Source organism: Methanosarcina sp. Kolksee, from assembly GCF_000969945.1.
In the GTDB taxonomy this organism is placed as follows: domain Archaea; phylum Halobacteriota; class Methanosarcinia; order Methanosarcinales; family Methanosarcinaceae; genus Methanosarcina; species Methanosarcina vacuolata.
In genome coordinates, this window is record NZ_CP009524.1 from 3,996,407 (window position 1) to 4,013,138 (window position 16,732).

A 16,732-nucleotide genomic window follows, 5' to 3' on the forward strand; every position below is an offset into this window, starting at 1 on the left:
TATCTTCCAGATTGGGAATATTATGGACGCACTAATTGATTTGGACGTAAAAATTGACGAAGCTAAAGTCTATGATCAACCTGATTTAGCGCCTCTAAAATATATCAATGATATAACAGAACTTTTCGAGGAGATTGTAGAAAAAACAGTCGCTACAGAGAGAGAATTAGTGTCTATTTGGATAGAAGCGTTTATCCAAGATAGAGAAGAGCTTGAGACCGTGGGGATTGATAACACTGGATTGATTTATCCACTCATTTTTAAAAGCATAGCTTTATCCTCTCCTTATATACTCCAAATATTATCAATGGATGATAGTTACCTCTCAGATTTTAAGTATTTTTTAGAAACATATGATAAGCAGGAGATGCCGGAAAAAATCAATAAGTTTCCAGAAAAATACTCGAAACTTCTCATTAGGGTTTTTGACATTTTTTCATCAGTATTAAAGACTTCTAGAGTTACTGAGGAAGAGAGTAACGAGATTGTTATAAATGTTCTTATTTCATTGCTAGAATATCTTCCCACTTCTGCAGCATTTGTAGCAGAGTTACAGAATCAAAATGAAAATGCACCCGAGAGTGAAATAAAAGGCCATAGTATTTCTGCCGACCAGACTTTAAAAATTTTTATTATCATAAACCAGATAATGATTGAAGCTATATTTTTTATAAAGACTTCATTTAAATCTACTTTTCAAATACTCAATTCAACTAATTTTATTTTTAGACAGAAATTTAAAAAAGTCTTTTTAATCTTAAACCAGATAATGACTCAAGCTATTTTATTTATAAAGACTTCATTAAAATCTACTTTCCAAATACTTGATTTAACTAATCTTTTTCCCATACTGAAGACGTTATCGGAATGGGAGGGATGTCAGGTTCTACCTCCTTGGCTATGGTTATGGTTTGCCTTTTACCTTTATTCAATTCCTTCTTTGTTAGGAAGATTTCAGAGGAATTACTCAAATTTGTTTTCTTTGACTTACCCAGTTAACTCTAATACTACTAACTTTTTTTATTTGCTTTTACTCCCTGGTATAACAGAATTAATTCTTCATTTGATTCTATTTTTAGGTATTTTTTCAGTTGTTTTTCCGCAATGGCGCAAATACTATGTTGAAAGAAAATATAAGTTAACTGAAAATTATATGAAAATTCCTGCAATAATAGAAATTGAAGATTTTCTTAAATTTCATGATCCAAATCTTCAAATCAAAACTAACCTACTAAGCCAAAGTGAAGAAGTATTCATCTATCCGCTTGGTTATCGTAAGACGGGCATAGCAATTTTTGGGAAATTTATAAAATCTTGGCGCATTGACAAAGAAAGATCTCAAAAAGTACTTTTACATGAGATTGGGCATCATAGAAACGGAGATGCTTTAATTTTGGGTATTTATAGTTTCTTCGTAGCATTTCTTAGACACTCTTTAATGATTACGACCTTAATTTTACTCATTCCAATGGTTTTGTTTTTTGCTACTGTAATATTTCCTTCTTTACCTTTAGTCTCAAATTGGATCAGTCAATTAATTTTATTCATAGTAGAAATGATATTATTATTGTTTGTCTTATTCTTCCAAACGGCATCGATTTTTACTCTTCCTATCATAGGTATGTGGGCTGTGGAACTTAATGCTGATAGATTTATGCTAGCATCAAATACAAATTCTACCGAAGAATCTTTAAAATTAATAGGAAAACTGAAAATAAAGAATTCATTTAAAATATGGTTCCTTGATCTAATATTCCATCCTCCAAATATTTTAAGGCGCTGGATGGTTACTCACCATTATGAGAAAAAAAGTATTTTCTTATACCTTTTGCTTTATCCAGTCGCCGATTTATTTCAATTATTTATGGCTTTAATGTATGAATTATGCCGTTATATTATGTATTACTTATCTGGATTAATCACCATCACGGAAATTATTGAAAATATGTATAACTATATTAAATTATACATGGATTCAAGATCATTTATATGGCTATTTATTTCAATTATAGTTTTATTCTGGCCGTTTGTAGCAGTTTACTGGGATGAATTATTTTCAGGAATACGTGAAATATCGAACTTAAAAAACTATAGAGGATATTTTCTATGTGCATCAATATTTGTAGTAGTTTCCATTATCATTTATTATTGTAGTCCATTGATAGGAGTTTGATTTTTTAATAAATTTTCGCACTCTAAAGCTCCACTTTTTATTTGTTAGATGCAAAGCTTCTACCGTGATGGGTGAATGATTAAACTGGTTCTGTTGCAAAAAAATGAGAGGAATCACTGAAACAAGTAAAAATTTAGGTTCCGTTTCAAAAATCTAATTTTACAGTATACTCGAACATACGAACTTTATAACGTAGAACGTTCGGATTTTAAGCAAAAATCACTTATTTTTTAATCATTATTTTGAATATTTTTCAATAAACACGAACTTTTTAACATTTTTTTCATATTCCACTTCTCATTGAATATGCCACTATTATTTGAATTTACTAAATCATATTAGGATAAAACAGTGAAATCAGAAATCAGGGATGAGAATCAATCCCATCCCCGTATTCAGCTTAGCTAACACAATAGCTTCGCTGACGAAAAAGAGGAGTTTTAGGCGTAAGGGTTCCGTAGCCCCTTGTTGACGCCGAAAGTCTTGCGCTCCTCAACTGTCTTCTGGTTCTTGTCGATCTTCTCTTTCGCGAGCTTCCTTAGGAGATCGAGACCGGGTTTGACTTCCTCAATGGGTTTCGTCTCGAACAGACCCGCAGCAACTGCTTTGGACCAGATCTCGTTCCCTACTTTGGTGCGGATGAAAACCGTAGACCAGCCATCTGGGCTTCCGACCGAGCCGGTTGAAATGTCGGCGAGGTTAGAAACATAGTCGAGACAAACATGGCAGCCTGGCTGCTCGTACTTGTGGGTTGCCTTGAGTGGAACAGTGGCAACGTTCCCACGCTCGGTATAGACCCAGAACTTGCCCTTCGTGATCTCCATTTTCTTCACGGAGCCGAGGCTCTGAGCTGCGTGGTCTTCGACAATGCTCTGCAAGGACTTGTACGGGAAGTTCTCCATGCAGAAAAGCCCTACTGTAAAGGCAACCTTGCCCGGGACATCCCGCATATTGATAGGATAAAGCTGAGCCTTCCTCACTGCCTGCATCTGGCAGCAGACACCGGTGACCCCGACCTTATCGAGGCCAAAAGACCTGGTTGCTTCCTTGAGCCAGGAGATCTGGGGGCTGATGCTGTATCTTGTTCCTCGTGCCTTGAGGATGTCCTCGCGGGTCATCGCAACTTCCGGCTTTGGCTGCCAGGGTTTGTCACCCTCGCCTGCAACAATAGTTCCGTCGATGAACCCTTCTTCGAGGGCATAGACCATGAGAGCTGTGGCGATTCCGCCGTCCTGAGCTTTCTTGAGGATCTCTTTGTCCGTGCTCCGTGCCGAAACACATGTCACGTATTTGCCGAGATACGGATCTTCAATCATCACTCTCACCATCCTTAAGCGCTTTAGCAATTATCTCGCTGATGTTCTCAAATTCAGGAATCACGTCCAAGTTGAAGAACGACCTCGGGCAGGCGCCATAGCAGGAACCGCACTTGATGCAGAGGTCACGTTCGCCCTGAGGTTTCCCGAACTCAAGAGTAATCGCATGCACTGGACAGGATGCAGCGCAAGTGCCACAGCCCATGCAGAGGCCCTGGTTGATCACGTCGTACATAAGGTCGCAGAAACATCCGGAAGTGCCGCGCTTCGCAAGGTCCATAAGGGGCTTCAAGTACTTGCCTGCAAGAGCCTTCTGTTCCTCGTTTCCTTCAAGGAGCAGGTACGCCATGACAGCGACGTTCCTTATAAGCTCCGGGCTCGGGGGACATCCAGGGATGTAGACATCCACATCAATAAGGTCTCCTATTGGGAGGAAAGACTCGTGCTGTGGCTGGTTGTGCTGCCCGCCGCGGCTGAACCGGGTGATATTCCCGTAGCATGCGCAGGAACCGAGGGCTACCACGATCTTGGACTTCTCCCGAGTCTCCTTTATGTCCTCCACGGATTCATGGTCCTGGAGGCAGACCGATCCCTCAACGAGCGCCACGTCCATCTCTGGTATATGCCGAACGTCAGCAAGAGTGAGGCAGTATACGAGGTCGGCATAGTCGTCCAGGATCTTGATGAGTCCCAAGTTGTTGTCGGCCAGGGACACCAGGCAGCCGGTACAGCCGCTCATGTGTACATGACCGATCTTGATCTTATTTGTCACTGGTTTTTTCTCCTTTGTAGCTTCCGCCTTCTTCTCCATCGCAACCTGAGCAGGCTTTGCTTCGCCGCCCATGGCTTTCGTGACGGAGTTAAGCAGTCCCATAGTTCATTCCGATTTCCTTCAGTATCTCGGATACAGCGTCTGGAATGGATCTTTTTACCTCGTCTGTAATCCCGATGACCATTTCAGGGGCAGAAACGTATTTCTTCTGGCATGCAAGGACACGGACCCGAATATCATCCTTAATGTACTGGAGCGGCTCGGTCAGGTCCCATGAGTGGGCGTCCCGGTAGCTCCCCACAGGAAGCTCGTCAACAGAGAGCCACCTGAGCTCACCGGGTTCCCCTCCAAAGTCCGCAATGTCCACAATGATAAGAGTCTTTGTGGACTCAGGGTTGAGAAGAGTAAAAACAAAATGTGGACCCCCTAGCCCTGCGTCAACAACCGTGATATTCTCTGGAAGTTTGAGGTCCTTGAGTTTCTCCACAACTGCAGGTCCGAACCCATCGTCCGCAAAGAGCGGGTTCCCACAGCCTGCCACCACGATCTCGGAGTACAGCGTTTCCATTCACTTCACCACTGCATGAGCTTCTGGGCGACTATCTTTTCCTCCTCGTTCACCACAATCATGTGGGTTGCGCACGAAACGCACGGGTCATAGGCCCGGACGACCATCTCGGCAATCTGCCAGGGAGCTCCAGTCAGAGCACGGCTACAGGTAGGGAAGTTCCAGGTTGTGGGCACAAGCATATCGTACCATAACACTTTCCCGTCCTTCACCCGTGCGAGATGGATATTGGTCCCACGCGGAGCCTCGTTCGCGGCCCAGCCCATGGACCCGTCTCCCTGAGGAATATGATCGGCAAGGACCTTACCCGAGGTGTTCAGGTTGTCAAGACATTTGAGGATGGTGTAGCAGCAGTCTGGGTATTCCATCTGCCTGGCAATATGCTGGGCGAAGGTGCCTTTCTCATCGAAGTTCTTGAATGTGGAAAGCCTTGCCCTCGGACCGACTTCAACAGGCTGCCCGTCGTAGGTTGGGACACCTGTGCAGGCCTCCATCTGGGGGTTGGCTTTGGTGCCGACTTTCGTGGTGCCTCCGACCGGGTAGCTCGGGTCCTCAAGATCGATTGTTACCTCACCCATGTACCAGTCCCATGGCCGGGTTTCTTTCCAGCGAGTGAAATCCCATGTGGGATTATCGTCCAGACTGGATGACCCGTACATGGAGGATGTAGCCATAACCCCCTGGTTGTGGTACCCGAGTGTCTTGGGAAGTGGGATCTGCTTGCCTGCGACTTCGACAAACTCCCGGTTCTGCATGTTCCTGATGACATCAAGCATGAATTCCATCTGCTCGTGAGCAAGGACAAGGCCTTCTTTTGCCAGGTCAGCCATTTTCTGCTTTGCCCTGGGACTCACATTATGGTACATCCCACCGATCCTCGGGTTGGAGGGGTGGATCGCCTCGCCGCCTGCGATGGCTCCAATAGTCTGTCCGATCTCACGGATGCGGACGATCCTTGCCATAACACTCCTGTCAGGCTGTTCGTTGGCGAACAGGTTAAACTTCTTTTCCGTCCCCGGTATGTAAAAATCCGGGAGGATCAGGATGTTGTGCAGGGCGATGCTATGGATACGGTTCGCGGCATGAAGAATGGTCCGCAGGAGTTTTGCGTCCGTGGGGATCTCGCAGCCAATCGAAGCCTCCATGGCCTCGGTACTTGCCAGGGTATGAGCAATGGGACAGATACCGCAGACCCGAGAAGCAATCTTCGGGACCTGTTCCATTGTCTTACCTATGGCTAGCTTCTCAATACCCCTTACCGGGGTGATAGAAAGCCAGTCTCCTCGCTCAACAATACCCTGATCATCTACCTTCAGGGTAAGCTTGGAGTGGCCTTCAAGTCTTGTGGTTGGAGAGATTTCTACAACTTTCGTCAATGGTATGCCTCTTTTTCGATTCGGTGTTATTTAGGCTGTACCGTGGTTAGGCACTCTCTGTGCGATTATTCTAAGATAGTTATTCGTACATGAAGTACGTTAACCTCTTAATTTCTCCAGCGCGTAGTACCTCAGTGTATTAAATATTTGATTTATAACGATAAATGGTTGAAAACGCGATATTACATAAATCCTTCTATCAATATAAAGAAGGATAATAAAATAATATGTATATTTTTTTCAGTTTATAACTCGGATTTTATATTGAAGATAGTACTTTTTATGACAACGAAAATATTGAAATTAGGAGAATATTAAATTCATAAATGATACAAAGATTGCTTATTAAAGAGTATACTTTGACCAATTATAAGGTCATTAAAGCGCTAGAAATAAAAAGCGGTATAAATTTTAGGAGTTGTGTCTTTATATACGTGAGAAATCTCCACCACCTTTTAGCCTTGATCTTTGTACCATTTTTTCAATTTAAATGTTTATTTTCTTTCAGAGTATATATCTGTTCTTGTATCAATCGTCAGCTTTATGTAGTTTGTTTTAGTGCAGCCCCACTGCCGACATTATTTAAGATATTTGACCTGGTAGTATAAATTCCGGATTTGGAATGTTTGCGTTGGATTCCTGGTTGTAGAAGTATTTCCGTCTCCAAAAGTTCATTTCCATATTAGAGGTGCCTGGAGAAAAAAAGACTCAGCTCCAAAATCCAGTACTTAGATTCAGACGTGAACATGTTAATAATTATCAGACTGTTGTAGACATAGCCTTATATTTTGTATAAGCCGTCACCCCAAATTATCAATCACTCAAAAAGATTCAGGCTATCTTATCAAGCTCATCCGATCTATAAATTAAGCAGCAAGCATTGTCGAAAGATCTAAAATCATACTTTTAAGCTATCAGGGGAAAAATGATACTGAAATGTCCAGAGAGTTGAAAGTAGATAATAAGAGAGACCTCAAGACATTAGCACCAAATCACGGGCTTTTATAATTACTTGCATGCATGAAGCCAAAAAATCCTGGTTATCTTCATGAAATCTGAACTTAGAGACTTCTTGCGAAATATATTAAGAGAATTGTATCAAAGAAGGAAAACCTGATTTATCTTCGAGAAATCAGGAAACAATTTCAAAGATTCTCAATGCGAGCAATATAAAAACACATAAGATCAGAATTCATTGGTCATTGGTTAAGGAATTTTCTTGCCTGCAGGCTATCGATTTTGCATTAAAAACCGGCCTTAAATTTTTGGCTCTTCGTTGTTTTGTGTGGATATACTCGTAACATAAAAACCAATGCGACCTCGAATTGAAAATCGCCTTATCCACAGGATGACGAAGAGCCAAATTTTGGACTATTTAAATGAAATATTTAAATGAAATTTATACCCTGTTTCTTCTCACAGTTTAGTAAAATATTTGACTGGTGTTGTGGAAATGGAGGCAATTTGTCACGATTCCTCGCTTAACCGAAGACGCATGAGTATCTCTCGATCTCATCAATAAACAAGGTTTAGCTCTCCTGTTTAGCTTCCAGAATAAGTTCATCAAGCATTTATCTATGAATTCACAAAATGCTTTTATAGCTTGAAAGTAATTACGCTGGATGTTCGTACTTGCGTCAATTGACAAAAGTTAACTCAATACAATTAGATCGTTTTTTAGTTTGAAATTATTCATACTACACATCACCTGATCGATTGTATATGAATACCTGAACACAGTAATTGATAAATATATCAACCTCCTTCCAGTTAAAACTAAAAATCACAATTACCGGCTTATCGGGCATGAAAGCCCAAACCATAAGAGTCCATAAATCCAGCTATAAAGATCGGATAGGACCTCTCGAAAGAGAATGAGTTACCTCGTTTCGGGAAAAAAATAGATTTCTGGCAGCCAGGGGAGAAGAATCGGCACTATCTCTCAGGATCTGCAAAGACAACCTAATTTAGAAAAGGTGGCATGCATGACAACAGTGTTTGATGTCCCTGCAATGGAACTTATCGAGAAGGTTGCAGGCATACTTAAAGAAAATGAAAAAGTCGTTCCCCCTGAGTGGGCAAAGAACGTAAAGACCGGGGTTCACAAAGACCTCCCTCCGAACAACGATGACTGGTGGTATATCAGAACCGCAGCAATCCTGAGGAAAATCTATACTGACGGGCCTGTAGGAATTGAAAGGCTCAGATCAATATACGGTGGAAAGAAGGACAATGGATCACAGCCGTACCACAAAGCAAAAGGCAGTGGTTCGATTGCCAGAAAGGCAGTACAGCAGCTTGAAGCTGCAGGTTACCTGCAAAAAGTAAAGGACGGAAGAACGGTATCTGCAAAGGGACGTTCTATGCTTGATAATGCAGCCAATGAGCTCAGGCAGGAACTTATTGAGAAGATCCCTGGACTTGCAAAATACTGAGAAAAATTCCATCCGAAGGGGACCTGAAAAATTCATAGGATTCCCTTTCAAATATTATTAATCTTAACCCAGATATTATTAATCTTAATCCAGATTGCTCCGGAAAACCGGTTTTTTAGATGATTGCCATGTCTACAATGGATGACGAACTTGACGAAATCCGAAAGAGACGGCTTGCAGAAATTCAGAGACAGCAGGCGCAGAACCAGCAGCCGGACATCCAGGCGGCTTACCAGCAGGAACAGGCAAAAGCTGAGATGGAAGCTCAGAAGCAGGCCATTCTGAGGCAGATCCTGACCCCTGAAGCTAGAGAGCGCCTTACAACCTTAAAGATGTCAAGACCGGCTCTTGGGGAACAGCTCGAAATGCAGCTGATCTCGCTTGCTCAGAGTGGAAGGCTCCCGTCTCAAATCAGTGATGAACAGCTTAAAAAACTCCTTATGAAGATGCAGCCAAAAAAGCGTAAGACATCTATAACCAGAGTTTAAAAACAATGAGAATTTCGGTCCTGTTTAGCGGAGGCAAGGATAGTTCGCTCTCTGCCCTTTTGATGGAACCGTTTTTTGAAATAGAACTCGTAACCTGCAGCTTCGGCTTGCTCCCAAATGGTGAGCTGGCAGCAAAAACCGCAAAAAGGTTAGGGTTCCCACATAGGGTTCTTTCCCTGGAATGGGAAATCCTTGAAAAGGCTTACGAAGAAATAATAAAGAACGGTTTCCCGAAAAGTGCTATAAATTATATCCACGAAAAAGCCGTAGAAACTCTTGCTTCGGACCCGGAAGTTAAACTCATTGCTGATGGAACCAGAAGGGATGATAGAGTTCCTGTACTCTCAATATCACAGGTACGAAGTATCGAAGATCGATTGGGGGTTCAGTATATCTGCCCTTTAAAGGGGTATGGCAAAAAAACCGTGAGTATTCTTGTAGAGCGTTATCTGAGAATTGAAGAAGGGCCGAGTGAGAATACTCAGAAAGCTGATTACGAAACCGAGCTCAGGGAGTTAATCAGGCAAAGAGACGGTGAGGAGAAAATAAAGGAACTATTTCCTTCCCATATTCAGTCCCATGTGCTTTCCAGGAAAAACTGCCCTGAAGAGAGCATGCCTTAAAATCAGGAAGTCTTCCGGAAGGGGAAAAATTCTGGAATAAAGATTTATACAATAATCGAGTTATATTCAACCCTTATACTGCTGCAGATTAACCAGGACCCTCATAGAATTTACCGGATATGATTTTCATAGAATTTGCCGGATATGGTTTTAAAAACTGCCTCCTAACTGGCAGAAAAAAAACCTCGATTATGCAAGGGTTAAAATCACAATCAGATAATCATTGGATATAACCGGAAATTAACGAAATTAAGTTATTTATAGGTCAACAGGTGTGATCCACTTGAGTCATAACATGAAAGGACAGAAGATACGTCTTGCAAAGGCGCACAAACAGAACACACGCGTTCCAGTGTGGGTTATTGTGAAAACTAACAGGAAGGTCGTGAGCCATCCCAGACGCAGGCACTGGAGAAGAAGAAGCCTGGATGTAAAGTAAGCGAGGAAGGTGGAAAAAATGGCTGACGACATGGTAAAAGAACAGATATATACTATCCCTCTCAGGGCAGCAAGGAAAGTCCCTGCATGGAAAAGAGCAAACAGATCAGTTACTGAAGTAAGAGGTTTTCTTGTAAGGCACATGAAAGTTGATTCTGTTAAGGTCAAACTGGACAAATCAATTAATGAGCGCCTCTGGGAAAAAGGCTGTGAAAAGCCTCCTCTCTCCATCCGGGTCAGAGCTGTAAAATTCGCAGATGGCGAGGTACAGGCAGAACTCGCCCAGTAAAATATATCAGAAGACGCGAAGCTTCAAAGAATATGATTCGAACAGTGGATATTTACGACACCCCAATGATCGGTGTCTTTGCAACCTGCACAGAAGATGTCGTTCTTGTTCCTACAGGAACAAAGCCCGAAACCTGTGCCATACTTGAGGATTCCCTGGATGCAAGGGTCGTTGAGACTCTTGTAAACGGAAGTGTTGTTATCGGAGCCCTTTCCAGAGGAAACTCAAACGGTTTCCTTTTTTCATATGGGACCGATTCCAGGGAGATGAAAGAACTGACCGGAGTTGAGGCTGAGATCCTCCCGGGCAAGCTGAATGCAGTTGGAAACATCGTGCTTGCAAACGATTCCGCAGCCCTTGTCCACCCCGAACTGCCAGACAGGGCTATTGAGACAATTGCCAGTACCCTCAAAGTAGAAGTTTACAGGGGAACAATTGCCGGAATAAAGAATGTAGGGATGGCTGGGGTTGTCACCAACAAAGGGCTTCTGGTGCACCCGAAAGTGACATCTTCGGAAATAGAAACTCTGGAAAAGCTCTTCGAGCTTCCGGTAAATATAGGGACTACGAACTTTGGGACTCAGATGCTCGGTTCAGGCCTGCTTGCGAACTCAAAGAATTATCTGGCAGGTTCAGACACTACAGGCCCCGAACTTGGGAGAATCGAGGAAGCCCTCGGGTTCTTAGAGTGATATTAATCCACCTGTTTCGTAAAAAGTTACAGCGAGAGTGGTGACCAAGATGAAGAGTTTTATTGTTAAAGGCAAATTTAAAGCAGGAAATTCCTGGGAAAAATTCACAAAGCAAGTCGAAAGTCAGAATGAAAAGAACGCGGTTGATAAGGTCTATTCTGTCTTCGGAAGCAAGCATGGTATTAAAAGAAGCCAGATCCAGATCGAAAGCATTGCTGAGGAGTGAAGGATATGGTAGATGTCAGTGAAGAAGATTTCAGGAATCTGGCAGCCAGGCATCAGGAGTTCCAGAGGCAGGCCGAAGGTTTAAGGCAGCAGATGAACATGGTCCAGACTTCTATCACAAGCTGCGACCAGGCAGTCATAACCATCAACGAGCTTAAAACCGCTTCAGCTGAGGGCAGGACTGCCGAAACGATGGTACCGATTGGATTTGGCTCGTTTGTTCACGCCGAAATAAAAAATGCAGAGAAGGTTATTGTGGACCTTGGAGCCGGCTTTAGTGCGGAAGAAAACGCTGATGAGGCCATTGAGACCCTGAACCGCCGCAAAGAGCAGCTTACGAAAATTCTCGAACAGATGAGTGCTTCACTGACTAAATATATACAGGGTATGCAGGCCCTGGAGTCTGAAGCTGCAAAGCTTCAAGAATCCGGCCAGGCCTAAAAACCTGGCTTAGAAACAAAAGGATTTAACTCAAATCCTGCATTTGATAAAGAACTTTTTATTTTGACTTAACTACTATTTTTTATTCGTTTTCCTGGGATGGGATCCTGTGTTCAACAAATTCAAAGAGAAACTAGGAAATTTTAAAAAGGTACTCAGCAGAACTATTGACGATAAAGCAGTAGATATCGAACCTGTGGTTGAGCCTGTACCTGAGGCCGAAGAAGGCTTTGAAGAGGACATTGAGCCCATTCCAGAGGAAGAAGCTCTTGAAACGCTGATCGAAGAAGAAAGTTACGAAGCCGAACCTGTAACAGTTGCCACTACACCTGTCAGGATAGAGGACAGAAAAAAGGCTGAGTACAGGAAAAAACTGGAAAACCGAAAAAAGGCGATCGAGAGCAAAACTGAAGAAGAAAACGTACCTGAAAACGTAACTGAAGAAAAAAAGGGCTTTTTCAAAAAATTCTCAAATATAGGCCTTACAAAGAAAGCAAAAGCCCTGGTCCTTAATAGAGAAGTCTATCTGGATAGTAAAGACCTGGAAGAGCCCCTGTGGGAACTTGAAATGGGGCTTCTTGAAAGTGACCTTGCCCTCTCGGTTTCCGAGGCAATTGTGGAATCAGTGAAAAAGCAACTCACAGGCACAACAAAACGCATTGGCAGCAATACCGGAGAAATTGTAGAGGAAGCCCTGAAAAAAGCCATCATTGAGGTAGTGTCTGCGAATACTTTTGATTTTGATGAGTACGTAAGAGACAAGGAAAAGCCTGTCCATATTGTCTTTGTAGGAATTAACGGGACAGGAAAAACGACATCCATTGCAAAGATGACGCACAGGCTGCTCAAATCGGATTATTCGGTAGTCCTTGCTGCAGGAGATACTTTCAGGGCAGGTGCTATCGACCAGCTTGGAATCCATGCAGACCGGCTTGGAGTAAAGATGATAAAACATCAACCTGGTGCCGATCCTGCTGCAGTTATTTACGATGCCGTGCAGTACGCAAGAGGCCATAAAATTGATTTTGTGCTTTCCGATACCGCAGGCAGAATGCATACAAACCTTAACCTGATGTCACAGATGGAAAAGATCTGCAGGGTAAGCACTCCTGACCTTATAATTTTTGTAGATGAAGCCGTAGCAGGAAACGATGCCGTTGAAAGAGCTGCGCAATTTAACGATGCTGTGCCAATCGATGGGTCCATCCTGACAAAAATCGACGCGGATGCAAAAGGAGGAGCTGCAATATCCATTGCCTATATTACAGGCAAGCCCATTCTATTTTTCGGGATAGGGCAGGGCTATGAAGATTTACAAAAGTTCGACCCCGAATGGTTTATAGACCAGCTTTTTAACCAGTAAATTTCTTTAACGTGGAGCTATTGACTGATAACAAATTTCCGAGATCAAAGTTGTGCTGACGCATACCGCTGTAAGCAACAGGATATATTCACATCAGCACAACTTAATTGTCCTGGAATATCATTTCAGGCCATAGATTGCATAATATTCATACTCATAGGCAATTTTATATCTGAGCGGCATGTGTTTTTTCTGAATTCGCACCAGATCGTTCAGCTCTATTGATCGCACGTCTTTAAACCCGACTTTTTCCATGTATTCCCGGGCCTTATCCAGGGATACCCCTTTCGCGTTGGGCAGTATAGCATTCACTTCCGCAGTATAACTGTCTTTGGAAATATCGTTTTTTTCGACTATATGTATCATAGCCTCACCGATCTTTCTTTTCAGGTGTGTCTCCAGGCGGCCGTCGTCCCATACGCCGTCTATTATGACTGCTTTTCCCCCTGGCTTCAGCACATTTCGCCAGCTTTTAAGGGCTTTTTCAGGATTAGGTAGCGTCCAGAGTACATGGCGAGTCACGACTGCATCGAACTTTCCTTCGTCGAATGGGGGATTCTCTGCATCGCCGATCCTGAATTTGATACTGCCAGGAGACTTAGACTTTGCCACCGAGAGCATTTTCTCGGACAGGTCGATACCTGTCACCTTATGCCCCATATCCGCCAGCATCTTGCTCATTTCACCCGTACCGCAGCCAACATCAAGAACGCTTAGCTTTTCCCCAGGGATTACCTGCCTGAAAAGAGCCTTCCAGGCTGCTGCTTCTTCCTCGCTCTTTACCCCGTGGCCGTGATATGTATCGTAGTGCTGCGATGAATAGTCCCATCGCTTCGTGATCTCTTCCTTGACCTTGTTTTCATTTATTGACATACAATACCTCGAAGCTTACCTATTTTTAACCGCGATACCATGGGCCATAAAAATGGGGTGATCATTGGCATATTTTAAATACCAGGGTAATCGCTTTCGCTGTATATCCCGAATTATTTTCAAGTCAGTAACAGCGATATCGTCTAAACCGGCCTTAGACATATACTCCACAACCTGCTCACTCTCGACCCCATGCGGATTGGGGAGGCAAACATTGACATCCTTCTTATAATCGTAAGTGAAGGGATTCTTTCCATATTTTATAAATCGATAAATGTGGTAATTAAATGCGGATATACGGGGAAGTAAACCCTTTGTGATCCACTTGCCGTCAATAATAACAACCCTGCCTCCTGGCTTCACGACTCTGGCCCATTCTTTTACCGCCTTCTCCGGGTGAGACATAGTCCAGAGTACGTATCGGGCAGTGATACAATCAAAAGTCTCGTCTTCGAAGCTAAGGTTTTCAACGTCCATTTCCATAAACCGAATATTCGCTCCTTTTGCCAGGGCTTTCTTCCGGGCTACATCCATCATTCCTTCGCTAAAGTCTACCGCAGTCACACTATAGCCCAGCTCTGCCAGGTACATGGCGATTATTCCGGTACCACTGCCGACGTCCAGGATATTTTTAGGGCTCGAACCAATTGCTCCTGATAATAGCTTTCTCCACATCTGACTTTCCTCGACCCCCCCGTTACCCGGCGCCGTATCGTAGAACTTGCTCCCATAATCCCAGTATTTCTTTACTCCTTCCTTGGTACTGTCGAGTTCCAGCTTGCCTGATTCCATCATGATCACCCCATTATGGCTTTTTTTATCCCGCAATTTCGCGTCGAATTAATTGGTATGACTTGCGGGATACCCTCACCGTCGAGTGTTACTCTCGCATTGACCCCGTAGACTTTTCGAATCATCGCTTCGGTTATCACGGAAGCCGGGCTTCCAGCAGCCACGATTTTACCTCCATTCATCAATACGACATTACCCGCATACCGGGCTGCCAGGTTGAGGTCATGTAATGCCACTATCGTCGTCATTCCATTCTCTTCCGTAATGTTCTGGATCACATCAAAAAGCTCAAGCTGCCGCTGGAGGTCAAGTGAATTCGTAGGTTCGTCCATGAGGAGCACTTTGGGCTTTCGGATGATCGATTGAGCGATAGACACCATTTGCTTCTGCCCTCCGCTGAGCTCGTTCATTGGCCTCATTGCCAGGTCTTCGATCCCGAGCTTTTCAAGCGTATCCATCGATGCAGAAAGGTCCTCGTCCTTTATCCTCCAGCCAAGCGAATTTATCTTTCCAAGCATTGTCGCCTCTAGCACCGTCATAACCGTACTTGTAGTGGATTCCTGGGGGAGGTAGCTAATGTTTTTTATGACCTCATCCTTCCGATATGCCTTCAGGTCTTTTCCATTGAATATTATCGACCCTTCGGCCTTGAGTATCCCGCATATGCATTTTAGCAAAGTGGATTTTCCGACCGCATTCGGGCCTATGATCGCAGTGACCATCGGCTCAGCAACCATATTTACGCTTTTTAATACCGGATTGGAATTATATCCAAACTTGAGGTTTTTGATTTCCAGCTTCACCAGTATCCCCTCTTTTTAGATAGAAGGAGCCAGACAAAAAACGGTATGCCAATCAGTGACGTGAGTATCCCTATGGGAAATATGATTCCTGGGACAACGGCTTTGCTGAGAACCGAAGCGGTGGAAAGTATAAACGCCCCGGACAACGCTGAAAAAGGTAAAAAGTATCGGTGGTCTTCCCCCACGAGCATCCGTGCTATATGCGGTGCCACGAGGCCAATGAACCCTATGGTGCCTACGAATGCCACTGCCGTGGACGTAAGAATTGAAATCAGAATCAATCCTTTTAATCTCATCTTTTCAACGTTCACTCCGAGGCTTTTTGCCTTATCGTCGCCCAGCCTGAGAGCGGTGAGCTTCCAGACGTCTATGGCTAGCAGTGGTATGACCATCAAAACGATTCCCACAGTGATGCCCAGAGTAGTCCAGGTGGTCTTGGTCAGGCTGCCAAAGAGCCAGAAAACTATAGCCTGGACCTGCTCCGGGTTTGCCGTATATTCAAGGAGCGCAAGCAGAGAGTCGAACAGGAACAACACGGCAATGCCGGTAAGCACGATGGTTTCGGAGGTGGCTCGCTTAAACCTGGCAATGCCATATATTGCCATGCAGCTGATTAACGAGAACACGAATGCGTTGACCGGTACGAATAAGGTATCTGCGAACGGCAGCACTTCCACGCCTAACACGATGGCCAGCGCGGCACCAAACCCGGCGGCTGCGGATATGCCAAGCGTATAAGGGCTAGCCAGAGGGTTATCGAGGATAGTTTGCATGTTCGCACCGGCAAGGCCTAAAGCTATTCCGATCGTGATCGCCATGAGGGCAACGGGTAGACGGAAGGTCCAAACAATGACCTGAACCGATCTATCACTATAGGCAGGGAAGAATATTGTCGAAATGACCTCGTTTGCCGATAAAGACGCGGGGCCTGTCATAATGTCGAGGATAAAAGTGAGGAAGATTGCCACCGAAATCGAGAGGAGATATAGATATTTTCTCCCGGTAATTTTCTTGTATGCTTCTTTTGTTTTAACGTTCATCCTGAGCCCTACTCCTCAAGTCCGC

The 16,732-nt window shown here is 43.8% G+C and carries 18 protein-coding genes; 10 read left to right on the forward strand and 8 right to left on the reverse strand.

The genetic code is table 11. The annotated features are described in order from the left end of the window. Window positions 1-22 precede the first annotated feature (22 nt). On the forward strand, window positions 23-2,173 hold the full coding sequence (locus tag MSKOL_RS16380) for a hypothetical protein (RefSeq protein ID WP_048157742.1): 2,151 nt from the start codon (window positions 23-25) through the stop codon (window positions 2,171-2,173). A 440-nt stretch (window positions 2,174-2,613) separates the two neighbouring features. On the opposite strand, the gene frhB is transcribed toward MSKOL_RS16380, so the two are convergent. The 4 genes from frhB to frhA are packed head-to-tail and all read right to left on the reverse strand — an operon-like array spanning window position 2,614 to window position 6,205. Next, the gene (gene frhB / locus MSKOL_RS16385; RefSeq protein ID WP_048157744.1) at window positions 2,614-3,489 is read right to left on the reverse strand and encodes a coenzyme F420 hydrogenase subunit beta; all 876 of its coding nucleotides are present in this window, start codon (window positions 3,487-3,489) and stop codon (window positions 2,614-2,616) included. Continuing rightward, the gene (gene frhG, locus MSKOL_RS16390; RefSeq protein WP_231592293.1) at window positions 3,482-4,333 is read right to left on the reverse strand and encodes a coenzyme F420 hydrogenase subunit gamma; all 852 of its coding nucleotides are present in this window, start codon (window positions 4,331-4,333) and stop codon (window positions 3,482-3,484) included. Before frhG ends, frhB begins: the two co-directional genes overlap by 8 nt. Window positions 4,334-4,349: 16 nt before the next feature. Beyond that, a complete protein-coding gene (gene frhD, locus MSKOL_RS16395) occupies window positions 4,350-4,829 on the reverse strand; it encodes a coenzyme F420-reducing hydrogenase, FrhD protein (RefSeq protein ID WP_048122741.1) in 480 nt (159 codons plus the stop codon). A gap of 5 nt (window positions 4,830-4,834) precedes the next feature. Next, window positions 4,835-6,205 carry a coenzyme F420 hydrogenase subunit alpha gene (frhA, locus tag MSKOL_RS16400; RefSeq protein WP_048157746.1) on the reverse strand — a complete coding sequence of 457 codons (1,371 nt, stop codon included), beginning with the start codon at window positions 6,203-6,205 and terminating at the stop codon, window positions 4,835-4,837. Between the two features lie 1,985 nt (window positions 6,206-8,190). Between frhA and MSKOL_RS16405 the strand changes: the two genes are divergently transcribed. From MSKOL_RS16405 to ftsY, 9 genes are all read left to right on the forward strand, one after another. Next, entirely contained in the window at window positions 8,191-8,640 is a 450-nt protein-coding gene (locus MSKOL_RS16405; protein ID WP_048122745.1) for a 30S ribosomal protein S19e, read from the forward strand. Window positions 8,641-8,759: 119 nt separating this feature from the next. After that, window positions 8,760-9,128, forward strand: coding sequence for a DNA-binding protein (locus MSKOL_RS16410; RefSeq protein ID WP_048122747.1), 369 nt, complete (start codon window positions 8,760-8,762; stop codon window positions 9,126-9,128). A gap of 5 nt (window positions 9,129-9,133) precedes the next feature. Further along, a complete protein-coding gene (locus MSKOL_RS16415; RefSeq protein WP_048122749.1) occupies window positions 9,134-9,751 on the forward strand; it encodes a tRNA (5-methylaminomethyl-2-thiouridylate)-methyltransferase in 618 nt (205 codons plus the stop codon). Between the two features lie 283 nt (window positions 9,752-10,034). Next, window positions 10,035-10,190 carry a 50S ribosomal protein L39e gene (locus MSKOL_RS19580; RefSeq protein WP_011305491.1) on the forward strand — a complete coding sequence of 52 codons (156 nt, stop codon included), beginning with the start codon at window positions 10,035-10,037 and terminating at the stop codon, window positions 10,188-10,190. A gap of 18 nt (window positions 10,191-10,208) precedes the next feature. Further along, window positions 10,209-10,478 carry a 50S ribosomal protein L31e gene (locus MSKOL_RS16420; RefSeq protein ID WP_048158433.1) on the forward strand — a complete coding sequence of 90 codons (270 nt, stop codon included), beginning with the start codon at window positions 10,209-10,211 and terminating at the stop codon, window positions 10,476-10,478. Window positions 10,479-10,510: 32 nt separating this feature from the next. After that, entirely contained in the window at window positions 10,511-11,170 is a 660-nt protein-coding gene (locus tag MSKOL_RS16425) for a translation initiation factor IF-6 (RefSeq protein ID WP_048157748.1), read from the forward strand. A gap of 49 nt (window positions 11,171-11,219) precedes the next feature. Next, window positions 11,220-11,396 carry a 50S ribosomal protein L18Ae gene (rpl18a, locus tag MSKOL_RS16430; protein WP_048122754.1) on the forward strand — a complete coding sequence of 59 codons (177 nt, stop codon included), beginning with the start codon at window positions 11,220-11,222 and terminating at the stop codon, window positions 11,394-11,396. Window positions 11,397-11,401: 5 nt separating this feature from the next. Beyond that, window positions 11,402-11,836 carry a prefoldin subunit alpha gene (gene pfdA, locus MSKOL_RS16435; protein ID WP_048122756.1) on the forward strand — a complete coding sequence of 145 codons (435 nt, stop codon included), beginning with the start codon at window positions 11,402-11,404 and terminating at the stop codon, window positions 11,834-11,836. Between the two features lie 109 nt (window positions 11,837-11,945). Next, window positions 11,946-13,199: a signal recognition particle-docking protein FtsY gene (gene ftsY / locus MSKOL_RS16440; RefSeq protein WP_048157750.1), complete on the forward strand. Its 1,254-nt coding sequence runs from the start codon at window positions 11,946-11,948 to the stop codon at window positions 13,197-13,199. A gap of 120 nt (window positions 13,200-13,319) precedes the next feature. On the opposite strand, the gene MSKOL_RS16445 is transcribed toward ftsY, so the two are convergent. From MSKOL_RS16445 to MSKOL_RS16460, 4 genes are read right to left on the reverse strand one after another with little or no spacing between them, the layout of a single operon-like run. Beyond that, window positions 13,320-14,072 (reverse strand): class I SAM-dependent methyltransferase, encoded by a 753-nt coding sequence (locus MSKOL_RS16445; RefSeq protein WP_048157752.1) that lies wholly within the window; start codon window positions 14,070-14,072, stop codon window positions 13,320-13,322. 15 nt (window positions 14,073-14,087) lie between these two features. After that, window positions 14,088-14,867 carry a class I SAM-dependent methyltransferase gene (locus tag MSKOL_RS16450; protein WP_048157754.1) on the reverse strand — a complete coding sequence of 260 codons (780 nt, stop codon included), beginning with the start codon at window positions 14,865-14,867 and terminating at the stop codon, window positions 14,088-14,090. A 2-nt stretch (window positions 14,868-14,869) separates the two neighbouring features. After that, on the reverse strand, window positions 14,870-15,667 hold the full coding sequence (locus tag MSKOL_RS16455; RefSeq protein WP_048157756.1) for an ABC transporter ATP-binding protein: 798 nt from the start codon (window positions 15,665-15,667) through the stop codon (window positions 14,870-14,872). Then, on the reverse strand, window positions 15,664-16,707 hold the full coding sequence (locus tag MSKOL_RS16460; RefSeq protein ID WP_048157758.1) for an iron ABC transporter permease: 1,044 nt from the start codon (window positions 16,705-16,707) through the stop codon (window positions 15,664-15,666). The genes MSKOL_RS16455 and MSKOL_RS16460 overlap by 4 nt, the downstream gene beginning before the upstream one ends. Between the last annotated feature and the right edge of the window lie 25 nt (window positions 16,708-16,732).

Excerpts from the sequence above, each read along its gene's own strand:
- MSKOL_RS16380 (WP_048157742.1), top strand. The coding sequence starts at position 23 with ATGGACGCACTAATTGATTTGGACGTAAAAATTGACGAAGCTAAAGTC.
- frhB (WP_048157744.1), bottom strand. The coding sequence starts at position 3,489 with ATGATTGAAGATCCGTATCTCGGCAAATACGTGACATGTGTTTCGGCA.
- frhG (WP_231592293.1), bottom strand. The coding sequence starts at position 4,333 with ATGGGCGGCGAAGCAAAGCCTGCTCAGGTTGCGATGGAGAAGAAGGCG.
- frhD (WP_048122741.1), bottom strand. The coding sequence starts at position 4,829 with ATGGAAACGCTGTACTCCGAGATCGTGGTGGCAGGCTGTGGGAACCCG.
- MSKOL_RS16405 (WP_048122745.1), top strand. The coding sequence starts at position 8,191 with ATGACAACAGTGTTTGATGTCCCTGCAATGGAACTTATCGAGAAGGTT.
- MSKOL_RS16410 (WP_048122747.1), top strand. The coding sequence starts at position 8,760 with ATGATTGCCATGTCTACAATGGATGACGAACTTGACGAAATCCGAAAG.
- MSKOL_RS16415 (WP_048122749.1), top strand. The coding sequence starts at position 9,134 with ATGAGAATTTCGGTCCTGTTTAGCGGAGGCAAGGATAGTTCGCTCTCT.
- MSKOL_RS16420 (WP_048158433.1), top strand. The coding sequence starts at position 10,209 with ATGGCTGACGACATGGTAAAAGAACAGATATATACTATCCCTCTCAGG.
- MSKOL_RS16425 (WP_048157748.1), top strand. The coding sequence starts at position 10,511 with ATGATTCGAACAGTGGATATTTACGACACCCCAATGATCGGTGTCTTT.
- rpl18a (WP_048122754.1), top strand. The coding sequence starts at position 11,220 with ATGAAGAGTTTTATTGTTAAAGGCAAATTTAAAGCAGGAAATTCCTGG.
- pfdA (WP_048122756.1), top strand. The coding sequence starts at position 11,402 with ATGGTAGATGTCAGTGAAGAAGATTTCAGGAATCTGGCAGCCAGGCAT.
- MSKOL_RS16445 (WP_048157752.1), bottom strand. The coding sequence starts at position 14,072 with ATGTCAATAAATGAAAACAAGGTCAAGGAAGAGATCACGAAGCGATGG.
- MSKOL_RS16450 (WP_048157754.1), bottom strand. The coding sequence starts at position 14,867 with ATGATGGAATCAGGCAAGCTGGAACTCGACAGTACCAAGGAAGGAGTA.
- MSKOL_RS16460 (WP_048157758.1), bottom strand. The coding sequence starts at position 16,707 with ATGAACGTTAAAACAAAAGAAGCATACAAGAAAATTACCGGGAGAAAA.